Genomic DNA, 17521 nt, shown 5'->3' with positions numbered 1-17521 from the left:
GCTGGCCCGAACAATAAAAAGCCCAGACCGAGGTCTGGGCTTTTTGCGTGGTGGGCGCAATCAGCTGTCGCTGTTGCCCTGTTCACGACGCCGCTTCTCGCGCGGATCGTTGTGCGCGCGGCGGCGGCGGGGCGGACGTGAAGTATTGGCTTCGTCTGCCTTGGCTTGCGGCTGAGCCTCTTCGGCCTGGGCGCTCTCTGCCGTCGCTGCCTGTGGCGCTACGGTATCAGCCTTGGCGTCGACTTCCGGCTTGGCCTCGGCCTTGGCTACGTCAGCCTGGGCAGCCTGCGGCTGTGCCTTGGCGTCGACTTCCGGCTTGGCGTCGGCCTTGGCTGCGTCAGACGGGGCGGCCTGCGGCTGTGCCTTGGTTTCTGCTTCCGACTTGGCGTCGGCCTTGGCTGCGTCAGACGGGGCGGCCTGCGGCTGTGCCTTGGTTTCTGCTTCCGGCTTGGCGTCGGCCTTGGCTGCGTCAGACGGGGCGGCCTGCGGCTGCGCCTTGGTTTCTGCTTCCGGCTTAGCCTCGGCCTTGGCTACGTCAGCCTGGGCAGCCTGCGGCTGCGCCTTGGCGTCTGCTTCCGGCTTGGCGTCGGCCTTGGCTGCGTCAGGCTTGGAGGCCTGCGGCTGCGCCTTGGCGTCGACTTCCGGCTTGGCCTCGGCCTTGGCTGCGTCAGGCTTTGAGGCCTGCGGCTGCGCCTTGGCGTCGACTTCCGGCTTGGCCTCGGCCTTGGCTGCGTCAGACGGGGCGGCCTGCGGCTGCGCCTTGGCGTCTGCTTCCGGCTTGGCGTCGGCCTTGGCTGCGTCAGGCTTGGAGGCCTGCGGCTGTGCCTTGGCGTCGACTTCCGGCTTGGCCTCGACCTTGGCTGCGTCAGACGGGGCGGCCTGCGGCTGCGCCTTGGTTTCTGCTTCCGGCTTGGTGTCGGCCTTGGCTGCGTCAGGCTTGGCAGCCTTCGGTTGTGCCTTGGTTTCTGCTTCCGGCTTGGCGTCGGCCTTGGCTGCGTCAGACTTGGCAGCCTTCGGCTGTGCCTTGGTTTCTGCTTCCGGCTTGGCGTCAGCCTTGGCTGCGTCGACCTCGGGCGCTTCGCTCTCCGCCGTGGTGGCCGCAGCCTGTAGACGCTGCTGCTCTTCGGCAGCGGCCGGGTTCAGCGCGTGCTGGCGACTGCGGTTGCGCGGGTTGTTACGCATGCGCTTCGGCTTGCTGTCGACGCTCTCCTGCGGGGCGGCAGTGCTATCCGTGGTGTCGGCCTGACGCGACGCCTTGGGCTTGCCGGCGTTGTCGGGCTTGGCCGTCTCGGCGCGATTCTCGCTGTTGCGTTCGCTCTTGCCGCGGCTCTCCTGGCGGGGCTGGCGATTGCCCTGCTGGCGCGCGTCGTCACCGCTCTGGCGGTTATCGTTACCACCACCCTGGCGGCCGTCATCCTTTTGGCGGTTGTCGCCGCCGTTCTGACGGTTGTCGTTGCCGCCTTGACGGCTGTCGTTGCCGTTCTGGCGGTTGCCGTTACGACCACCCTCGTTGCGATTGTCGTTACCGCTCTGACGATCGTCCGACTGCCGGCGCCGGCGATTGTTGCCGTTGCCCTGGCGGTTGTCGCCACGATTGCTCTGACGGTTGTCGTTACCGGCGTCGGCCTGCTTGCCATTGTCGCCGTCACGCTTGGCACCGCCGTTGCGCTGCTGCTCGCCGCTGCGCTGCGAGTCGCTGTTACGGTTGCTGCGGTTACCACCACCGTTCTGCGATGCCGGCTTGTCGTTGCCGCCGCTGCTGCGCGCCTGGCCGTCGCTGGCCGGGCGGGAAACCTCTTCGTCGGCGCGGCGGCGTCCGAACAGGCCGCGGAACAGCTGGATCAGGCCGCCGTTAGGCGTTGCCTGGGACTGCGCGGTGACGGGCTCGGACCTGGCCGGCTCGGATTTGGCCGGCTGCGGCTGCGACTTTGGCTGTGCGGCGGCCGGCTGGGGCGCGGGCGCTTCCGGCTCCTGGTGCAGTGAGTCCGGGGCAGGGGCGGTGTGGAGCACGGTCTGTACGGCCGCCTGGGTGCGCTGGATCGGCTTGGCCAGGCTGGTCTCCGGCTCCCTGATCGCTTCGCTCTCTACCGATAGCTCGTAGCTCGACTTGTTCTCGTCGCCCTCTTCGGAGACGTGGTCGTCGCGCAGGCGCTGAACGTCGTAGTGTGGCGTGTCCATGTCCGGGTTGGGCAGCAGCAGCACGCGCACCTTCTGGCGCCGCTCGACGTCGGAGAGCACGTTGCGCTTCTCGTTGAGCAGGTAGGTGGCGACGGGCACCGGCAGGATGGCGCGAATCTGCGCGCTGCGCTCCTTCATCGCCTCCTCTTCGATCAGGCGCAGGATCGAGAGAGCCATCGAGCGCACGTCGCGGATGGTGCCCTGGCCGTCACAGCGCGGGCAGACCACGCCGCTGGTCTCGCCCAGCGACGGGCGCAGACGCTGACGCGACATCTCCATCAGGCCGAAACGGGAGATACGGCCGATCTGGACCCGCGCACGGTCGAGCTTGAGCGCATCGCGCACGCGGTTCTCCACCTCGCGCTGGTTGCGCGCCGGCGACATGTCGATGAAGTCGATCACCACCAGGCCGCCGATGTCGCGCAGACGCAGTTGGCGAGCGATCTCGTCGGCCGCCTCCAGGTTGGTCTGCAGCGCGGTCTCTTCGATGTCTGCGCCACGGGTGGCGCGTGCCGAGTTGATATCGATCGAGACCAGAGCCTCGGTATGGTCGATCACCACCGAGCCGCCGGAGGGCAGCTTGACCTCGCGCTGGTAGGCGGTCTCGATCTGGGATTCGATCTGGAAGCGCGAGAACAGCGGCACGTCATCGCTGTAGAGCTTGATCTTCTGCTGATAGGAGGGCATCACCTGGCGGATGAAGCTGAGCGCCTCCTCGTGTACCGCGGGGCTGTCGATCAGCACCTCGCCGATGTCCTGGCGCAGGTAGTCGCGCATCGCACGGATGATGACGTTGGATTCGCGGTAGATCAGGAAGGGAGCAGAGCGCTTGACCGCTTCGTCGGTGATCGCTTCCCACACCTGTACCAGGTAGTCGAGATCCCACTGCAGCTCTTCCGACGAGCGGCCGATCCCGGCGGTACGCACGATCACGCCCATCTTGTCGGGCAGGGTGAGCTGACCCATGGCGTCCTTGAGCTGGCTGCGCTCATCGCCCTCGATGCGCCGCGAGATGCCACCGGCACGCGGGTTGTTGGGCATCAGCACCAGGAAGCGGCCGGCCAGGCTGATGAAGGTGGTCAGCGCCGCGCCCTTGTTGCCGCGCTCCTCCTTGTCGACCTGGACGATGACTTCCTGTCCCTCCTTGAGCACCTCCTTGATATTGGGGCGCCCCGAGGGCTCCTTGGAGAAGTACTCGCGGGAGATCTCCTTGAGCGGCAGGAAACCGTGGCGATCGGCACCGAAGTCGACGAAGGCGGCTTCGAGGCTGGGTTCCAGGCGGGTGATCTTGCCCCGGTAGATATTGGCCTTCTTCTGTTCCCGGGCGCCGGACTCGATGTCCAGGTCGTAGAGGCGTTGGCCATCGACGAGGGCGACGCGCAACTCTTCCGGTTGGGTCGCATTGATCAGCATTCTTTTCATGACATCTCGCAAATTCAGCGTGCCGGTGGAAGGCATGCCTGAATCGGCGACGACGAACCGCAAGCGGTCGTGCTGTGCTCGCGCACATTGGTGGAGCGACCCCGCAGGAGGAACAAGCTTAGCGTGAGCCAGAAAGAACTTGGCGTGTCACCAACGCGTGGAACCGCGTCGGGACTCGAAAGGACTGCCCGGTCGCTGCGTGCCGCGTGGCGTCTTGTCCACCCGGCCACAGTCGGGTCGACGCTCGTCGAGCCCTTTGGCGTGCTGGCTGATTACCTTGGCATCTCTGCTGTCATGACCTGCTTGTCTGGGTGCTGCACGAACATGTGTTGAGTACGAAACGGTGGCGGAACATGTCACGGTGCGCATCGATCAGCCGCATCCGGTCCCGCAGACTGCCGTCTATATCACTTGGCATTGTTCGGTTCGGCGACGCCTTCCACCGATACTTGTGGGTTTCCCTGGGAGAGGTGCGCTGACGTTGTCGTCAGTGCGTGGCTCCCGCCAGGGGCAGGGCGTTCCAAACGTGTTTTGATCGACCCAGAGCGTGTGACTTTCGCTAACCCTCTGGGGGATCGAGACATTTTTTCGCTCCGGCCAGCATATTCAGGGGCTGGCGCCGACGTGGAGACGATCCACCGAGCGACATCGCAATATAACAGTAATGGCGCGCGGGCGGCAATTGAGGTCGCGCCGTCCGGGGAGTGCGTTAGAATGGCCGGCCGTCGGCACCAGAGGCCGCCGATTCGCGTTGCCGAGGAGTCAAGCATGGCCGAAGGCCAGGAAGTCCAGTTCATCGAAGTCAGCGAGTCCCAGGCGGGGCAGCGCATCGACAATTTCCTGCGCACCCGGCTCAAGGGCGCGCCGAAGTCGTTGATCTATCGGATCGTGCGCAAGGGCGAGGTACGGGTCAACAAGAAGCGGATCAAGGCCGACTATCGGTTGCAGAGTGGTGACCTCGTGCGTGTGCCGCCGCTGCGGCTGACGCCTGAGAGCGCGGTCAAGGAGGCCAGCGAAGGGCTGCGCAACCTGCTTGCCGGCAGCGTGCTGGTCGAGAGCCCCGACTGGCTGGTGATCAACAAGCCCTCGGGGCTGGCGGTGCATGGTGGCAGCGGGGTCAAGATCGGGCTGATCGAGGCGTTGCGCCAGGTGCGTGAGGATCTCGACTTCCTCGAGCTGGTGCATCGGCTCGATCGCGACACCTCGGGCTGCCTGCTGCTGGCCAAGAATCGGGCTGCACTGCTGTCGCTCAATGCCGCCATGAAGGAGCGGCGCATGGAGAAGAAGTATCTGGCGCTGGTCCAGGGGCGCTGGCCGGCGCGGCGCGATTACGTCAGTGCGCGGCTGGATCGCTACGACGCCGGCAACGGCGAACGCCGGGTACGTGTGGATGATGCCGGTAAGGTCTCGCGCACCCGATTTGCGGTGCGCGAGACGCTGCCGCGGGTCACGCTGATAGAGGCCGAGCCGGTCACCGGGCGCACCCACCAGATTCGCGTGCACGCGGCCCACGCCGGTCACCCGCTGCTGGGCGACGACAAGTACGGGACGCCGGAAGGTGCGCGCATGGCCCGGGGGCTGGGGCTCGACCGGCTGTTCCTGCACGCGCTGACGCTGACCTTCCCCGATCCCAAGAGCGGCCGCGATGTACAGGCGCGGGCGCCCTTGGAAGCATCGCTGGAGCGCGCGCTGGAGCGGGCGCGGCATGCCTCCTGAAACGCGTGCACAGGCGCTGCCGCGGGCCTGCCGCTATCGGCTGGTGATCTTCGACTGGGACGGCACGCTGATGGACTCGGCGGCGCGGATCGTCGCCTGCATGGAGGCTGCCGCGGACGAGCTCGGCTGGGTGGCACCGACGCCGGCGGCGATCCGCGACATCATCGGTCTGGGCCTGCCCGAGGCGATGGAGGCGCTCTATCCCGGTAGCGGGGCGCTGGAGCGGGACACCCTGCAGGCGGCCTTCGGTCGTCAGTTTCGGGTCGCCGATCAGGTGCCGTCGCCGTTCTTTCCCGGCGTGCCCGAGGGTATCGCGCGGCTGCGCGAGGCGTCCGAGTGCCGCCTGGCGGTGGCCACCGGCAAGAGTCGGCGGGGGCTTGATCGTGTCTTCGACCATCATGGCTGCGGCGAGTGGTTCGTGGCCAGCCGCACCGCCGACCAGACCCGCTCCAAGCCGCATCCGCAGATGCTCGAAGAGCTGCTGGCGGCATGCGAGCTACCGCCCGAAGCGGCGGTCATGGTCGGCGATACCGAGTACGATCTGGAGATGGCGCGGGCGCTGGGGATGGACCGCGTGGCGGTGAGCTATGGGGTTCATGCACGCGAGCGGCTGCTCGCCAGTGAGCCGGTCTGGGTCGCCGATGATTTCGCCGGTCTGGTCGAGTGGCTGTTGCCCGGCCCTGCTCGAGAAGGCTGCGCGTAACGCCTGACGGCACCAGGCGTTTGTATCGAAAGCTGCGCATCTGGCGCAAGGAGTGAGCAGATGAGTGATCAACGACACGACGACTGGACCGATGGCCCCGAACTCTCCGCGGAGGCGGCCCAGGCCCGGCGTGAGGGGGCGGAGGCCGCATCCGGCGCCGGGAGCGAGAGTGTCAGGCTGGCGGAGATTCGGCTGCTCGACCGCTGGATCGGCGACGTGCTGGCCGAGCAGCGCCGCTCGCGGCGCTGGAAAATCTTCTTTCGTCTGCTGTTTGCCGGGGTGGTCGTTGCCGGGCTGGCGTTGAGTGCCTACAGCCTGCTGCTCGCCCAGGGGCAGGGCACCGCCAGTGGCGAGCGCCATCTCGGCGTGGTCGATGTCTCGGGGCCTATCGATGCCCAGGGGCAGGCGAGTGCCGAGCGCATCATCGAGGGCCTGCGGCGCGCCTGGCGCGATCCTGACAGCGAGGCGGTGGTGCTGCACATCAACAGCCCCGGCGGCAGCCCGGTACAGTCCCAGCGGGTCTATGACGAGATTCGCTACCTCGAAGCCCAGGGCGACAAGCCGATCCTGGCGGTGATCGAGGATATCGGTGCCAGCGGCGCCTACTATATGGCCGCGGCGGCCGACCGGATCTACGCCTCGCCCGCCAGTCTGGTGGGGTCGATCGGCGTGATCAGTGCGGGCTTCGGACTGCAGGGGGCGATCGACAAGCTGGGCGTCGAGCGTCGGGTATTCACCTCGGGGGAGAACAAGGCGTTTCTCGATCCGTTCTCACCCGTGGCGCCAGCGCAGCGCGAATTCTGGCAGTCGGTGCTCGACACCACGCACCAGCAGTTCATCGATGCGGTGAAGTCGGGGCGCGGCAAGCGTCTCAGCGACGATCCGCGCATCTTCTCCGGGCTGGTATGGACCGGCCAGCAGGCGCTGCAGCTGGGGTTGATCGATGATATCAGCAACCTGGAGCAGCTCTCGCGCAGTCGCCTGGGCAAGGTCAGTCTGGAGGACTACACGCCGTCGCTCGACCCCTGGTCGCTGTTCTCCAATAAGCTGACCCAGGCGGCGGCGCACTGGCTGGGGATCAGCGAAGCCGCCTCGCCGGTGCGCTATCAGCTGCCCTGAGGTGCTGCGGCCAGCGGGTCCATGCCGGCCTCGCGCAGCAGCTCGCACAGGCGCATCAGCGGCAGTCCTATCAGGGTGTTGGGGTCGTTGCCTTCGAAGCGTTCAAACAGGGCGATGCCCAGCCCCTCCATGCGGAAGCTGCCGGCGCTGTCGAAGGGGCGTTCGCGGCTGACGTAGGCCTCGATCTCGGCGTCGCTGAGCTGGCGAAAATGTACGTCATAGGTGTCGTGGGTGACCCAGTGGCGGCCATTGGCGGTATCGACCAGGGCGAGGCCGGTCATGAAGCGCACGCGCTGACCCGAAAAGCGGCGCAGGTTGGCGCAGGCGGTGGCGTGATTGCCGGGCTTGCCCAGAATGTCGTCCTCGAACAGCGCCAGCTGGTCGGAGCCGATGATCAGATGCTCGGGAAACTGCGCCGTGACCGCCTGCGCCTTGCCCAGTGCCAGGCGGTGGGCCAGCGCGGTCGGTGTCTCATTCGGGCGGTGGCTCTCGTCGATATCGGGCGCGGCCCAGGTGAAGGGAAGCGCCAGGCGCTCCAGGAGCTGGCGGCGGTAGGGGGAGCTGGAGGCGAGTACCAGTCGCGGCATGGGCTTTCCTTAATGTCTGTCGGGTCGGTGTCTGTCGAATCAGTGGCTATCGGGTCGATAGGGTGGCGAAGCGACGCCCTGGCATCCGAGTGATTGGATGATGCGGCTGCCGCCGGCTCTCCCACTGGCCACAAGAGAGAAGAGTGATTTTCAGCAGGACTTTTTTAGTCAGTCATTATTGCCAGTTTATTTTAATGGCAATCTCTTCGCGCTTGGCATGGCCTCGCCCGTTAATCTGTTTTCAGTGTGTTTATTGACGACTTGCGCGGGGTGGCAAGAAAGTGGCGTCGATGAGCACGCGAACGCCAGCGCCTTTCAGGCTATCATGTCGCCTCGTGGCGGCGCGCATGGCTACTGTTGACCTGCCTCGCGCCGTCCCGCCCGGCGCCTGAATGTCTCTAGCGTAGTCGCGATCAAGTGCTTTGACAGAGACAGGTCGAATCCCTATTATGGCGCGCCTATGTTGACCAGACGACTTCCCGCGACCGTCGAGCCTTATCGCCTCGCGGCCAACCATGAGCTGCTCGAGGGCACCATCGACCTCGATGCGCTGTCGCGCCTTGCCGCCGAGATCGGTGAGCAGAGCGGACAGGCTCAGGTATCGTTGCAGTTCGGACGCGATGCTCAACGCCGGAACCTGATCGAAGGTGAGCTGTCGGCACAGTTGCAGATGCCGTGTCGGCGCTGCCTGAAACCGATGAGCGTGCCGGTGTCGAGCCGTTTCCAGCTCGCCGTGGTGAGCAGTGATGCGCTCGCTTCCGAGGTGCCGAGCGAGTATGAGCCGGTGCTGGTCGACAACGAACATCTCGACCTGCTTGGGGCGATCGAGGACGAGCTGCTGCTGAGTCTTCCTCAGGTGGTCTATCACGAAGAGTCGGCCTGTGCCGTTTCGCGTGATCAGATGCAGAGCGGAGAGAGCGCCGACGAACGGGCGCCCGCTCGAGCCGATAGCCCCTTCGACGTCTTGAAGACGTTGAAGGGAAAACTCTAAAACCGAATGACACTGACGTTGGAGTCATCATCATGGCCGTTCAACAGAACCGCAAGACCCGTTCCAAGCGTGGCATGCGCCGCGCACACGATGCGCTGAGCAGCCCGGCCCTGTCCCAGGACAAGGAAACCGGCACCACGCATCGTCGTCACCACGTCGCACCGGACGGCTACTACCGTGGTCGCAAGGTCGTCGACGTTTAATCACGGCGACTGACGCTGACGCGCGGGCGATGCGCATCGCCATCGATGCCATGGGCGGGGACTTCGGTCCCCGCGCTACTGTCGGGGGGGTACTGCTGGCGCTTCAGCGTCATCCCGACCTCGAGCCGACGCTGTATGGCCCCCAGGCCGAGCTGCGGGGGCTTCTGGCGCAGCTGGGCGCCTCGCGCGACGCGCGCGCGCGAATCTCGCTGAGCGATGCCCCCAGGGTGGTCACTCAGGCGATGCCGCCGATGGAGGTGCTCGACAACCCCTGTGCGACCAGCCTGCACGGCATGCTTAAGGCGGTGGCGCAGGGCGAGGCGCAGGCCGGTGTCAGCTGTGGCAATACCGGCGCGCTGATGGCACTGGCGCGACGTGAACTCGGCAGCGTGCCGGGGATCTCGCGGCCAGCCATCAGCACCGCTGTGCCGACGCGTCATGCCGGGCGCTGCTACCTTCTCGATCTGGGCGCCAGCGTCGAGGTGCACGCCAGGCATCTGGTCGACTTCGCCCACATGGGGGCGCTGATGTGCCGGGCGGTGGACGACGTGGCGCGCCCACGGGTGGCGCTGCTCAACGTCGGTGTCGAAGCGGGCAAGGGCGTGGCCCGGGTGCGCGAGGCGGACGCCGAGCTGCGCGGGCGGGACGCCGGTACCTTTGACTATATCGGCTACCTGGAGGGCGATGGCATCTTCTCGGGTGCCGCCGATGTGGTGGTGTGTGATGGCTTCGTCGGCAATGCGGTGCTCAAGGCCAGCGAAGGGGTCGCCCAGATGCTGCTCAAGCGCCTGCAGGAGACCTTCGAGTCTCACTGGAGTACGCGTCTTGTCAGCGCGCTGGCGCGCCCGGCGCTGATGCGCTTCAAGGCGCAGCTCGATCCGGTACGTCACAACGGTGCCAGTCTGCTGGGGCTCAACCAGATCGTGGTCAAGAGTCATGGCAATGCCAGCGATCGCGCCTTTGCCTTTGCCATCGATCGTGCGGTGCGCGAAATCGCGGTGGGGCTGCCGGACCACCTGCGCGGGGCCTGGTCGGCAGTGGCGGCGACATCTGCTATCTCGTCGGTCGATGACGTCGGTCGAGTGGATAGCGGGTCTCGTGATACGACGGGAACCGACGATTCATCACTTCAAGGGTGAGCGCGATGACGCAATCACTGGCTCTGGTCTTTCCCGGGCAGGGCTCTCAGCAGCAAGGAATGCTGCGGGAATTGGCCGAACGCTACAGCGTGGTTCGCACCACGTTCGATGAGGCTTCCGAAGCGCTGGGGTACGACCTGTGGCATGTCGTCCAGGAAGGTCCCGAGGAGAAGCTCAACGCCACTGCCTGCACCCAGCCTGCGCTGCTGGCGTCGAGCGTTGCCGTGTGGCGGGTGTGGCAGGAGCTCGAGGGGCCGCGTCCGAGCATGATGGCCGGGCATAGCCTGGGCGAGTACAGTGCCATGGTGTGTGCTGGCGCTCTGGGTTTTGCCGAAGGTATCCGTCTGGTACGGCTGCGTGGTGAAGCGATGCAGGAGGCGGTGCCGGCAGGCGTGGGTGCCATGGCGGCGGTGCTGGGGCTCGACGATGCTGCGGTCGAGCAGGCCTGTCGTGAGGCCGCCGGCGACGAGGTGGTGGCTGCGGTCAACTACAACTCGCCGGGTCAGGTGGTCATCGCCGGCCATCAGGGCGCGGTGGATCGTGCCATTGCGCTGTGCCAGGAGGCGGGTGCCAAGCGCGCGCTGCCGCTGCCGGTATCGGTACCCTCGCACTGTGCGCTGATGAAGCCCGCCGCGGCGCGAGTCGAAGCGGCGATCGCAGAGCTCGACATCAAGCTGCCGCGCTACGCCGTCTACCAGAACGTCAATGCCGAGGTACCGGCATCGGTGGAAGCGCTGCGGCAGCGTCTGGTCGAACAGCTTTACCGCCCGGTGCGCTGGACGGAGTGCGTCAACGCCATGTTCGAGGCCGGCTCCGGGGTCTTCATCGAGTGCGGGCCGGGCAAGGTCCTGACCGGACTCAACAAGCGCATTCAGCGTCAGATCAAGGGGTTGGCCGTCAACGACCCCGACACGCTGTCCTCCGCCCTCGAGCTGGCGCGCGAGGCGTTGGACGTTCAAGAGCCTTAAAGGATGACATCATGACCGAACGTAGAGTCGCGTTGGTGACCGGTGCCAGTCGTGGTATCGGTCGCGCCGTGGCCCGCGAGCTGGGGCGTCAAGGGCGCATCGTGATCGCCACCGCCACCAGCGAGAGCGGCGCGGCGCGGATCGACGAGGATCTCAAGGCCCACGATATCGAGGGGCAGGGTCTGGCGCTCGACGTCACCGATCAGGCCAGTGTCGAGGCCATCTTCAAGCACATCACCGAGACCTATGCCGCACCCACCATCGTCGTCAACAACGCCGGCATCACGCGCGACAACCTGCTGATGCGGATGAAGGAAGACGAGTGGGACGCGGTGCTCGATACCAATCTCAAGTCGGTCTATCGTGTGTGCAAGACGAGCCTCAAGGGGATGACGCGGGCGCGTTTCGGCCGTATCGTCAACGTGAGCTCCGTGGTGGCGATGATGGGCAATCTCGGGCAGGCCAACTATGCTGCCGCCAAGGCGGGCATGGAGGGCTTCACCCGGGCGCTGGCACGTGAAGTCGCCTCGCGCGCCATCACCGTCAATGCGGTGGCGCCGGGCTTCATCGACACCGATATGACTCAGGCGCTGCCGGAAGCCCAGCGCGACGCGCTGCTGGGTCAGATTCCGCTGGCGCGCCTGGGGCAGCCGGAAGAAATTGCTGCGGCCATCGGCTTCTTGACCAGCGACGCCGCAGGCTATATCACCGGTGAAACGCTGCAGGTCAATGGCGGTATGAACATGCGGTAATCCCTCCGCGACGCGGGTTGCGTCGTCTGGGGGCGGTCTATAAACTAGCCGCAGCTTTTTAGCTGGCGGATTCGTACCATTAGGAGTAACGACATAATGAGCACCATCGAAGAGCGCGTTAAGAAGGTTGTTGCCGAACGCCTGAACGTCAAGGAAGAGGATATTCAGAACTCCTCCTCCTTCACCGAAGACCTCGGCGCGGATTCGCTGGATACCGTCGAACTGGTGATGGCGCTCGAAGAGGAATTCGACACCGAAATTCCCGACGAAGAAGCAGAAAAGATCACTACCGTTCAGGAAGCGATCGACTACATCAACGCCCACCAGTAAGGCGGTTATCTCCATCATCCGATGGAGCCCGACTGCCGGCTGGACGGCCGATGTTACGAAAGCCGCTCTCGATGAGAGCGGCTTTCTGCGTTCTAGGGCATGCACCGGCACGCCAGTGTCGCTGTGATAGCCTGTCCCGGGGTCAGTCTGGATATGCGCCGCGCGTGCTGGCGCTGAGTCCTCGACGGGCAGGGGGTCGCCCATCGGCGACGGGGATCGGGTATAATTCGCGCGTTTCGGTGTGCGGGCCGGCGGTGGGACTTGGATGGGTCGCCGTCACGGCTCGTGGCAATGACGGAGTTCGGAGGAGATTCGATGCCGCGTAGAAGAGTGGTAGTGACCGGCCTGGGTCTGGTGACCCCGGTTGGCAACACGGTCGAGGAGAGCTGGCAGCAGCTCTTGTCAGGGAAGAGTGGCATCGCGCCGATCGAGCATTTCGACACGGCAGGTTTCAATACGCGTTTCGGCGGGGCGGTCAAGAACTTCGACATCGGCGAGTACTTGAACCCCAAGGAAGCGCGCAAGATGGATCTGTTCATCCAGTACGGCGTGGCCGCCGCCACCCAGGCCATGCGCGACTCCGGCATCGCCTGCACCGAGCAGAACGCCCACCGTATCGGGGTGGCGATCGGCTCGGGTATCGGCGGCCTGCCGATGATCGAACGCAACCACGATGCGCTCAACAAGGGCGGCCCGCGGCGGGTATCGCCATTTTTCGTGCCCGGATCGATCATCAACATGATCTCCGGCAGCCTGGCGATCCAGCACGGCTTCAAGGGTCCCAACATCGCCATCACCACCGCCTGCACCACCGGCACCCACAATATCGGCTACAGCGCGCGCACCATCGCCTATGGCGATGCCGACGTGATGTTCTGCGGCGGCGCCGAGATGGCCACCACGCCGCTGGGTCTCGGGGGCTTCTCGGCGGCGCGGGCGCTCTCCACCCGCAATGACGATCCGCAGGCGGCGAGCCGCCCGTGGGATCGCGATCGCGATGGCTTCGTGCTCTCCGATGGTGCCGGGGTCATGGTGCTCGAAGAGTATGAACACGCCAAGCGGCGCGGTGCCACCATCTATGCCGAGCTGACCGGTTTCGGCATGAGCGATGACGCCTTCCACATGACGTCGCCGCCGGAAGATGGCAATGGTGCCGCGGCCTCGATGCAGAACGCGATCAACGATGCCGGCATCGATCCTTCGGCGGTCCACTACATCAATGCCCACGGTACCTCCACCTCGGCCGGCGATGTCGCCGAGAGTCGCGCCGTGGAGCGGGTGATGGGAAGTGCCGCAGACAAGGTCGCGGTGAGCTCGACGAAATCGATGATCGGCCACCTGCTGGGTGCTGCCGGCGCGGTGGAGGCGATCTTCTGCGTGCTGGCGATTCGTGACCAGGTCGCGCCGCCGACGATCAATCTCGATGCGCCCAGCGAGGGCTGTGTACTCGACTACGTGCCGCATACCGCGCGGGAGATGAAGATCGATATCACGCTCTCCAACTCGTTCGGCTTCGGTGGCACCAACGGGTCACTGATCTTTTCGCGGGTGTGACGCGCGCATGCAGGACCTGACGCTACCCCTGGACGATCGCGGCTTTTCCTACGGGGATGGCCTGTTCGAGACTGTGCTGGTGCGCGACGGCCAGGCGCTGCTGTGGGAGGCGCATCTGGCGCGACTGGCAGAGGGGTGTGCGCGTCTGGGCCTACCGGCGCCGCCGCGGGATCGGCTCGATCCGCTGCCGGCGGCCTGTGCCCCCGGATTGCAGGTGCTCAAGCTGGTGGTGACCCGAGGTAGCGGCGGGCGGGGCTATCGCCCGCCGGCCGAGCCGACGCCACGCTGGGGCTGGAGTGCGGCTGCGTTCAGCCCCACTCCCCAGCGCTGGTTCGCCGGGGTCGAGGTGCGCCTGTGCGCGCTGCGTCTGGGGCGGCAGCCGCGTCTGGCCGGGCTCAAGCATCTGGCTCGGCTGGAGAACGTACTGGCGCGTCAGGAGTGGGACGACGACACCATCGCCGAGGGGCTGATGTGCGATAGCGAGGGCTACCTGGTCGAAGCGACGGCGATGAATCTGGTGTGGCTGCACGCGGGCCGCCTGGAAACCCCGCTGCTCGATCAGGCCGGTGTCGCCGGCACGCTGCTGGCGGCGCTCGACGCCGAGACCCCGCTGCAGCGGGTGCGGGCCGAGCCGCAGCGGCTACAGCAGGCCGAGGCCGCCTGGGTCTGCAACAGCGTACAGGGGGTGTGGCCGATTCGCGTGCTGCGCGATGCCGAGGGGGCTGTGCTGCGGCGCTGGGACGTGGCGAGCGATGATCCCTTGCGCGGCCTGGCGCATCCGCTGCTCGGCTATCCCGTGGGCCCCGATGCCTGAAGAGACGGCGCGCGGCAGCGCCGTGATACCAGCGCCGCCCGGGGCATCCGGGCAGCGGCAGTGACGCCCGGTCAACCGGGCCATTTAAGGATGTGGCATGCGCCTTCTCAAGATTTTCGTGGTGCTGATGGTGCTGGCGGCGATCGCCGCCTTCGCCGGTTATCGCTACTGGCAGTCGCAGCTCGACGGGCCCATCGCGCTCGACAGTGCGACGGTCTATGAAGTGCCGCGCGGCGCGGCCTTCTCCCAAGTGGTCGACGATCTCGCCGCGCGCGGGGTCATTGCAGCGGCCTGGCCTTATCGGGTGCTGGCGCGGGTCGAGCCGCGCGCGATGCAGGGGCTGCGCGCCGGCGAATTCCAGCTCGAGCCAGGCATGACGGGCCGCCAGCTGATCGCCAAGCTCTCCAGCGACCAGGTGGTCACCTACCGGGTGACGATCCCCGAGGGCTGGACTTTCCGCCAGATGCGCCAGCTGCTGAATGGCGCCCAGAAGCTCGAACACCGCACCGCTGACATGAGCGATGCCGAGGTCATGCGTGCGCTGGGGCATCCGGACGAGTACCCGGAGGGGCGCTTCTTCCCCGATACCTATCGCTACCACAAGGGCGTGACCGATCTCGAAGTGCTCGAGCGCGCCTATACGCGGATGCACAAGACTCTCGACGAAGTCTGGGCCACCCGCGACGACGGGTTGCCCCTCGACGGCCCCTATCAGGCGCTGATCCTGGCCTCGCTGATCGAGCGCGAGACCGGCGTGCCCTCGGAGCGTGGCGAGATCGCCGGTGTCTTCGTGCGGCGGCTGGAGAAGGGCATGCGCCTGCAGACCGATCCGACCGTGATCTACGGCATGGGCGACAGCTATGTCGGCAACATCACCCGCGCCGACCTGCAGCGCCAGAACGCCTACAACACCTACGTGATCGACGGTCTGCCGCCGACGCCGATCGCCATGCCCGGGCGCGGGTCGCTGGAGGCGGCAGTCCACCCGACGCCCGGCGATGCGCTCTACTTCGTGGCCAAGGGCGACGGTTCGCACCAGTTCTCGCGCACGCTCAGTGAGCATAACGCTGCGGTCAGGCGCTATATCCTGAATCGCGACTGACCGGGCGGCGCTACCCGGGACTCGCCGCCCCCGCGGGCGGCCTTTTTTTCCAGCACGAGATCAGCACGAGACGACCGCATGAGCGCACAAGCAAAGCAGCAGTCACGCGGGCGCTTCATCACGCTCGAGGGTGGAGAGGGCGTCGGCAAGACGACCAACGTCGGCGTGGTCTGCGACTGGCTCACCAGTCGTGGCATAGAGGTGGTGCGCACCCGTGAGCCCGGTGGCACCTCGGGCGCGGAGGCGATCCGCGAGCTGCTGCTCGACCCCGAACGCGACGAACCCTGGGACGAGAGCGCCGAGCTGCTGCTGGTATTCGCCGCCCGCGCCCAGCATCTGGCGCGGCGTATCCGCCCGGCGCTGGCGCGCGGTGCCTGGGTGGTGTGCGACCGCTTCACCGATGCGACCTTCGCCTATCAGGGCGGTGGGCGCGGTCTCGATCCGACGCGTATCGCCACCCTTGAGGGGTTGGTGCAGCAGGGGCTCGAACCCGATCTCACGCTGCTGCTCGATGTGCCCCTGGAGATCGCGGCGCAGCGGGTCAGCGGCCGTGGTGGTGAGCGTGACCGCTTCGAGCGCGAGCGTGAGAGCTTCTTCGAGGCGGTGCGTGAGACCTATCTCGCCCGTGCCCAGGCGCAGTCGCGCTTCGCGGTGATCGACGCCACCCCGCCGCTACCCGAGGTACGCGACGCCATCGAGCAGTGCCTCGCTTCAAGGGTGGCACCATGGCTATGAATCCCGCTCCCGCGGCGGCGCGGGTTGCCGAGCCCATGCCCTGGCAGCGTGAGCGCTGGCGCCGGCTGACCCAGCTCCAGGACAGCGGGCGCCTGCCGCACGCGCTGTTGATCTCGGGCCCCCACGGTATCGGCAAGCAGCCGCTGGTGGAGGCGCTGATCGCGCGCACCCTGTGTCGCAACCCGGGCGAGATCGCCTGCGGCGAGTGCCACGGCTGTCGCATGCTGGCAGCGGGCTACCACCCCGATCTGCTCAGTGTCGCGCCGGTGGAGAAGTCGCGTCAGATTCGTATCGATGCCATTCGCCAGGTCAATGGCTTCGTCTCCCAGACGGCGCAGCAGGGCGGCTACCGGGTGATTCGCATCGAACCGGCGGAAGCGATGAACGTGGCCGCTTCCAACGCACTGCTCAAGAGCCTGGAGGAGCCGGGCGAGCGTACGCTGTTCGTGCTGGTGTCGGATATCGCCTCGCGGCTGCTGCCGACCATTCGCTCACGCTGCCAGCACTGGAACCTGGCCACGCCGCCCGCTGCCGAGGCCGAGCGCTGGCTGGGCGAGCGTCTCGGGGATACCGAAGAGGCCACGTTCTGGCTGCGTGTCGCCGGCGGGCTGCCGCTGCTCGCCGAGGAGCTGGCCGGCGCCGAGGCGCGCCAGCTGCGCCAGGAGCTGCGCGAGCTGTTCGATTCGCTGGTGCGCGGCGGCGAGCCGGTGGGGGAGGCGGCGCGGCTCGATGCCCAGGCGCTCGATCGCGTACTCTGGTACGGCATCGCCTGGCTCGAGGATCTGATTCGCCTGGGTCTCTCCGGCGACAGTCGCCGGGTGCGCAACAGTGATCTGCTGCCGCTCTACCGTCAGGCGGTCAAGAACGCCCGCGTGCGGGACTGGTTCCGGCTGCTGGATTACGCCCGCGAGCAGCGTCGGCTACTGGCGGCGGGAGGCAATCCCAATCCGCAGCTGGTGATGGAGGCGTGGCTGATTCGCTGGTCGGCTCTGCTGAGGTCCTGAGACGTCGGGGCGTGCCTCGAGGGGGGCGAGTGCCGCTGTTGTCGAGTGGCGCCATGCGGCCGCTCAAGGGGCTTGCATGATCTCGCGGAGGGTGTTTTTGCTCATCCTGCTGAGGGCTGTTTTCCTCACCCCGCTGAGGGCGTTTTTCCTCATCCCGCTGAGGGCTGTTTTCCTCACCCCGCTGAGGGCTCTTTCCATGACTTT

General features: G+C 66.5%; 16 protein-coding genes. 14 read left to right on the top strand and 2 right to left on the bottom strand.

Features of this window, described 5'->3' with window-relative positions; all coding sequences use genetic code 11:
- Positions 1 to 60: 60 nt before the first annotated feature.
- The gene (locus tag DOM67_RS13160; protein ID WP_110676654.1) at positions 61 to 3600 is read right to left on the bottom strand and encodes an Rne/Rng family ribonuclease; all 3540 of its coding nucleotides are present in this window, start codon (positions 3598 to 3600) and stop codon (positions 61 to 63) included.
- Positions 3601 to 4368: 768 nt separating this feature from the next.
- Between DOM67_RS13160 and DOM67_RS13155 the strand changes: the two genes are divergently transcribed.
- Genes DOM67_RS13155 through sppA form a run of 3 tightly spaced genes read left to right on the top strand, consistent with a single transcriptional unit; the run spans position 4369 to position 7138 of the window.
- Positions 4369 to 5316, top strand: a complete 948-nt coding sequence (locus DOM67_RS13155) for an RluA family pseudouridine synthase (protein WP_110676652.1) — start codon at positions 4369 to 4371, stop codon at positions 5314 to 5316.
- A complete protein-coding gene (locus DOM67_RS13150; protein ID WP_110676650.1) occupies positions 5306 to 6019 on the top strand; it encodes an HAD-IA family hydrolase in 714 nt (237 codons plus the stop codon). Before DOM67_RS13155 ends, DOM67_RS13150 begins: the two co-directional genes overlap by 11 nt.
- 60 nt (positions 6020 to 6079) lie before the next feature.
- A complete protein-coding gene (gene sppA, locus DOM67_RS13145; protein WP_110676648.1) occupies positions 6080 to 7138 on the top strand; it encodes a signal peptide peptidase SppA in 1059 nt (352 codons plus the stop codon).
- Here sppA and DOM67_RS13140 read toward each other — a convergent pair.
- The gene (locus tag DOM67_RS13140) at positions 7126 to 7725 is read right to left on the bottom strand and encodes a nucleoside triphosphate pyrophosphatase (protein ID WP_110676646.1); all 600 of its coding nucleotides are present in this window, start codon (positions 7723 to 7725) and stop codon (positions 7126 to 7128) included. The two genes, sppA and DOM67_RS13140, sit on opposite strands and share 13 nt — an antisense overlap.
- A 460-nt stretch (positions 7726 to 8185) precedes the next feature.
- Here DOM67_RS13140 and DOM67_RS13135 point away from each other — a divergent pair, with 460 nt between their 5' ends.
- From DOM67_RS13135 to DOM67_RS13085, 11 genes are all read left to right on the top strand, one after another.
- Positions 8186 to 8716, top strand: a complete 531-nt coding sequence (locus DOM67_RS13135; RefSeq protein ID WP_110676644.1) for a YceD family protein — start codon at positions 8186 to 8188, stop codon at positions 8714 to 8716.
- A 32-nt stretch (positions 8717 to 8748) separates the two neighbouring features.
- Complete coding sequence (gene rpmF, locus DOM67_RS13130; RefSeq protein WP_110676642.1) at positions 8749 to 8919, top strand: 50S ribosomal protein L32; 171 nt, start codon at positions 8749 to 8751, stop codon at positions 8917 to 8919.
- A 29-nt stretch (positions 8920 to 8948) separates the two neighbouring features.
- Positions 8949 to 10058, top strand: coding sequence for a phosphate acyltransferase PlsX (gene plsX, locus DOM67_RS13125; RefSeq protein WP_110676640.1), 1110 nt, complete (start codon positions 8949 to 8951; stop codon positions 10056 to 10058).
- A gap of 5 nt (positions 10059 to 10063) precedes the next feature.
- On the top strand, positions 10064 to 11026 hold the full coding sequence (gene fabD, locus DOM67_RS13120; protein WP_110676638.1) for an ACP S-malonyltransferase: 963 nt from the start codon (positions 10064 to 10066) through the stop codon (positions 11024 to 11026).
- An 8-nt stretch (positions 11027 to 11034) separates the two neighbouring features.
- The gene (gene fabG, locus DOM67_RS13115) at positions 11035 to 11778 is read left to right on the top strand and encodes a 3-oxoacyl-ACP reductase FabG (RefSeq protein WP_110676940.1); all 744 of its coding nucleotides are present in this window, start codon (positions 11035 to 11037) and stop codon (positions 11776 to 11778) included.
- Positions 11779 to 11874: 96 nt separating this feature from the next.
- Positions 11875 to 12108 (top strand): acyl carrier protein, encoded by a 234-nt coding sequence (gene acpP, locus DOM67_RS13110; protein ID WP_035474582.1) that lies wholly within the window; start codon positions 11875 to 11877, stop codon positions 12106 to 12108.
- A 315-nt stretch (positions 12109 to 12423) separates the two neighbouring features.
- On the top strand, positions 12424 to 13662 hold the full coding sequence (gene fabF / locus DOM67_RS13105; protein ID WP_110676636.1) for a beta-ketoacyl-ACP synthase II: 1239 nt from the start codon (positions 12424 to 12426) through the stop codon (positions 13660 to 13662).
- A 7-nt stretch (positions 13663 to 13669) separates the two neighbouring features.
- Entirely contained in the window at positions 13670 to 14476 is an 807-nt protein-coding gene (gene pabC / locus DOM67_RS13100; protein ID WP_110676634.1) for an aminodeoxychorismate lyase, read from the top strand.
- Positions 14477 to 14573: 97 nt separating this feature from the next.
- Positions 14574 to 15578: an endolytic transglycosylase MltG gene (gene mltG, locus DOM67_RS13095; protein WP_110676632.1), complete on the top strand. Its 1005-nt coding sequence runs from the start codon at positions 14574 to 14576 to the stop codon at positions 15576 to 15578.
- A gap of 78 nt (positions 15579 to 15656) precedes the next feature.
- The gene (gene tmk / locus DOM67_RS13090) at positions 15657 to 16313 is read left to right on the top strand and encodes a dTMP kinase (protein WP_110676630.1); all 657 of its coding nucleotides are present in this window, start codon (positions 15657 to 15659) and stop codon (positions 16311 to 16313) included.
- Positions 16304 to 17317 (top strand): DNA polymerase III subunit delta', encoded by a 1014-nt coding sequence (locus tag DOM67_RS13085; RefSeq protein ID WP_110676534.1) that lies wholly within the window; start codon positions 16304 to 16306, stop codon positions 17315 to 17317. Before tmk ends, DOM67_RS13085 begins: the two co-directional genes overlap by 10 nt.
- The last annotated feature ends 204 nt before the right edge of the window (positions 17318 to 17521 follow it).

Source organism: Salinicola sp. RZ23, assembly GCF_003206675.1.
GTDB classification, from domain to species: Bacteria; Pseudomonadota; Gammaproteobacteria; order Pseudomonadales; family Halomonadaceae; genus Salinicola; species Salinicola endophyticus.
This window is presented reverse-complemented; position numbering and strand designations above follow the sequence as displayed.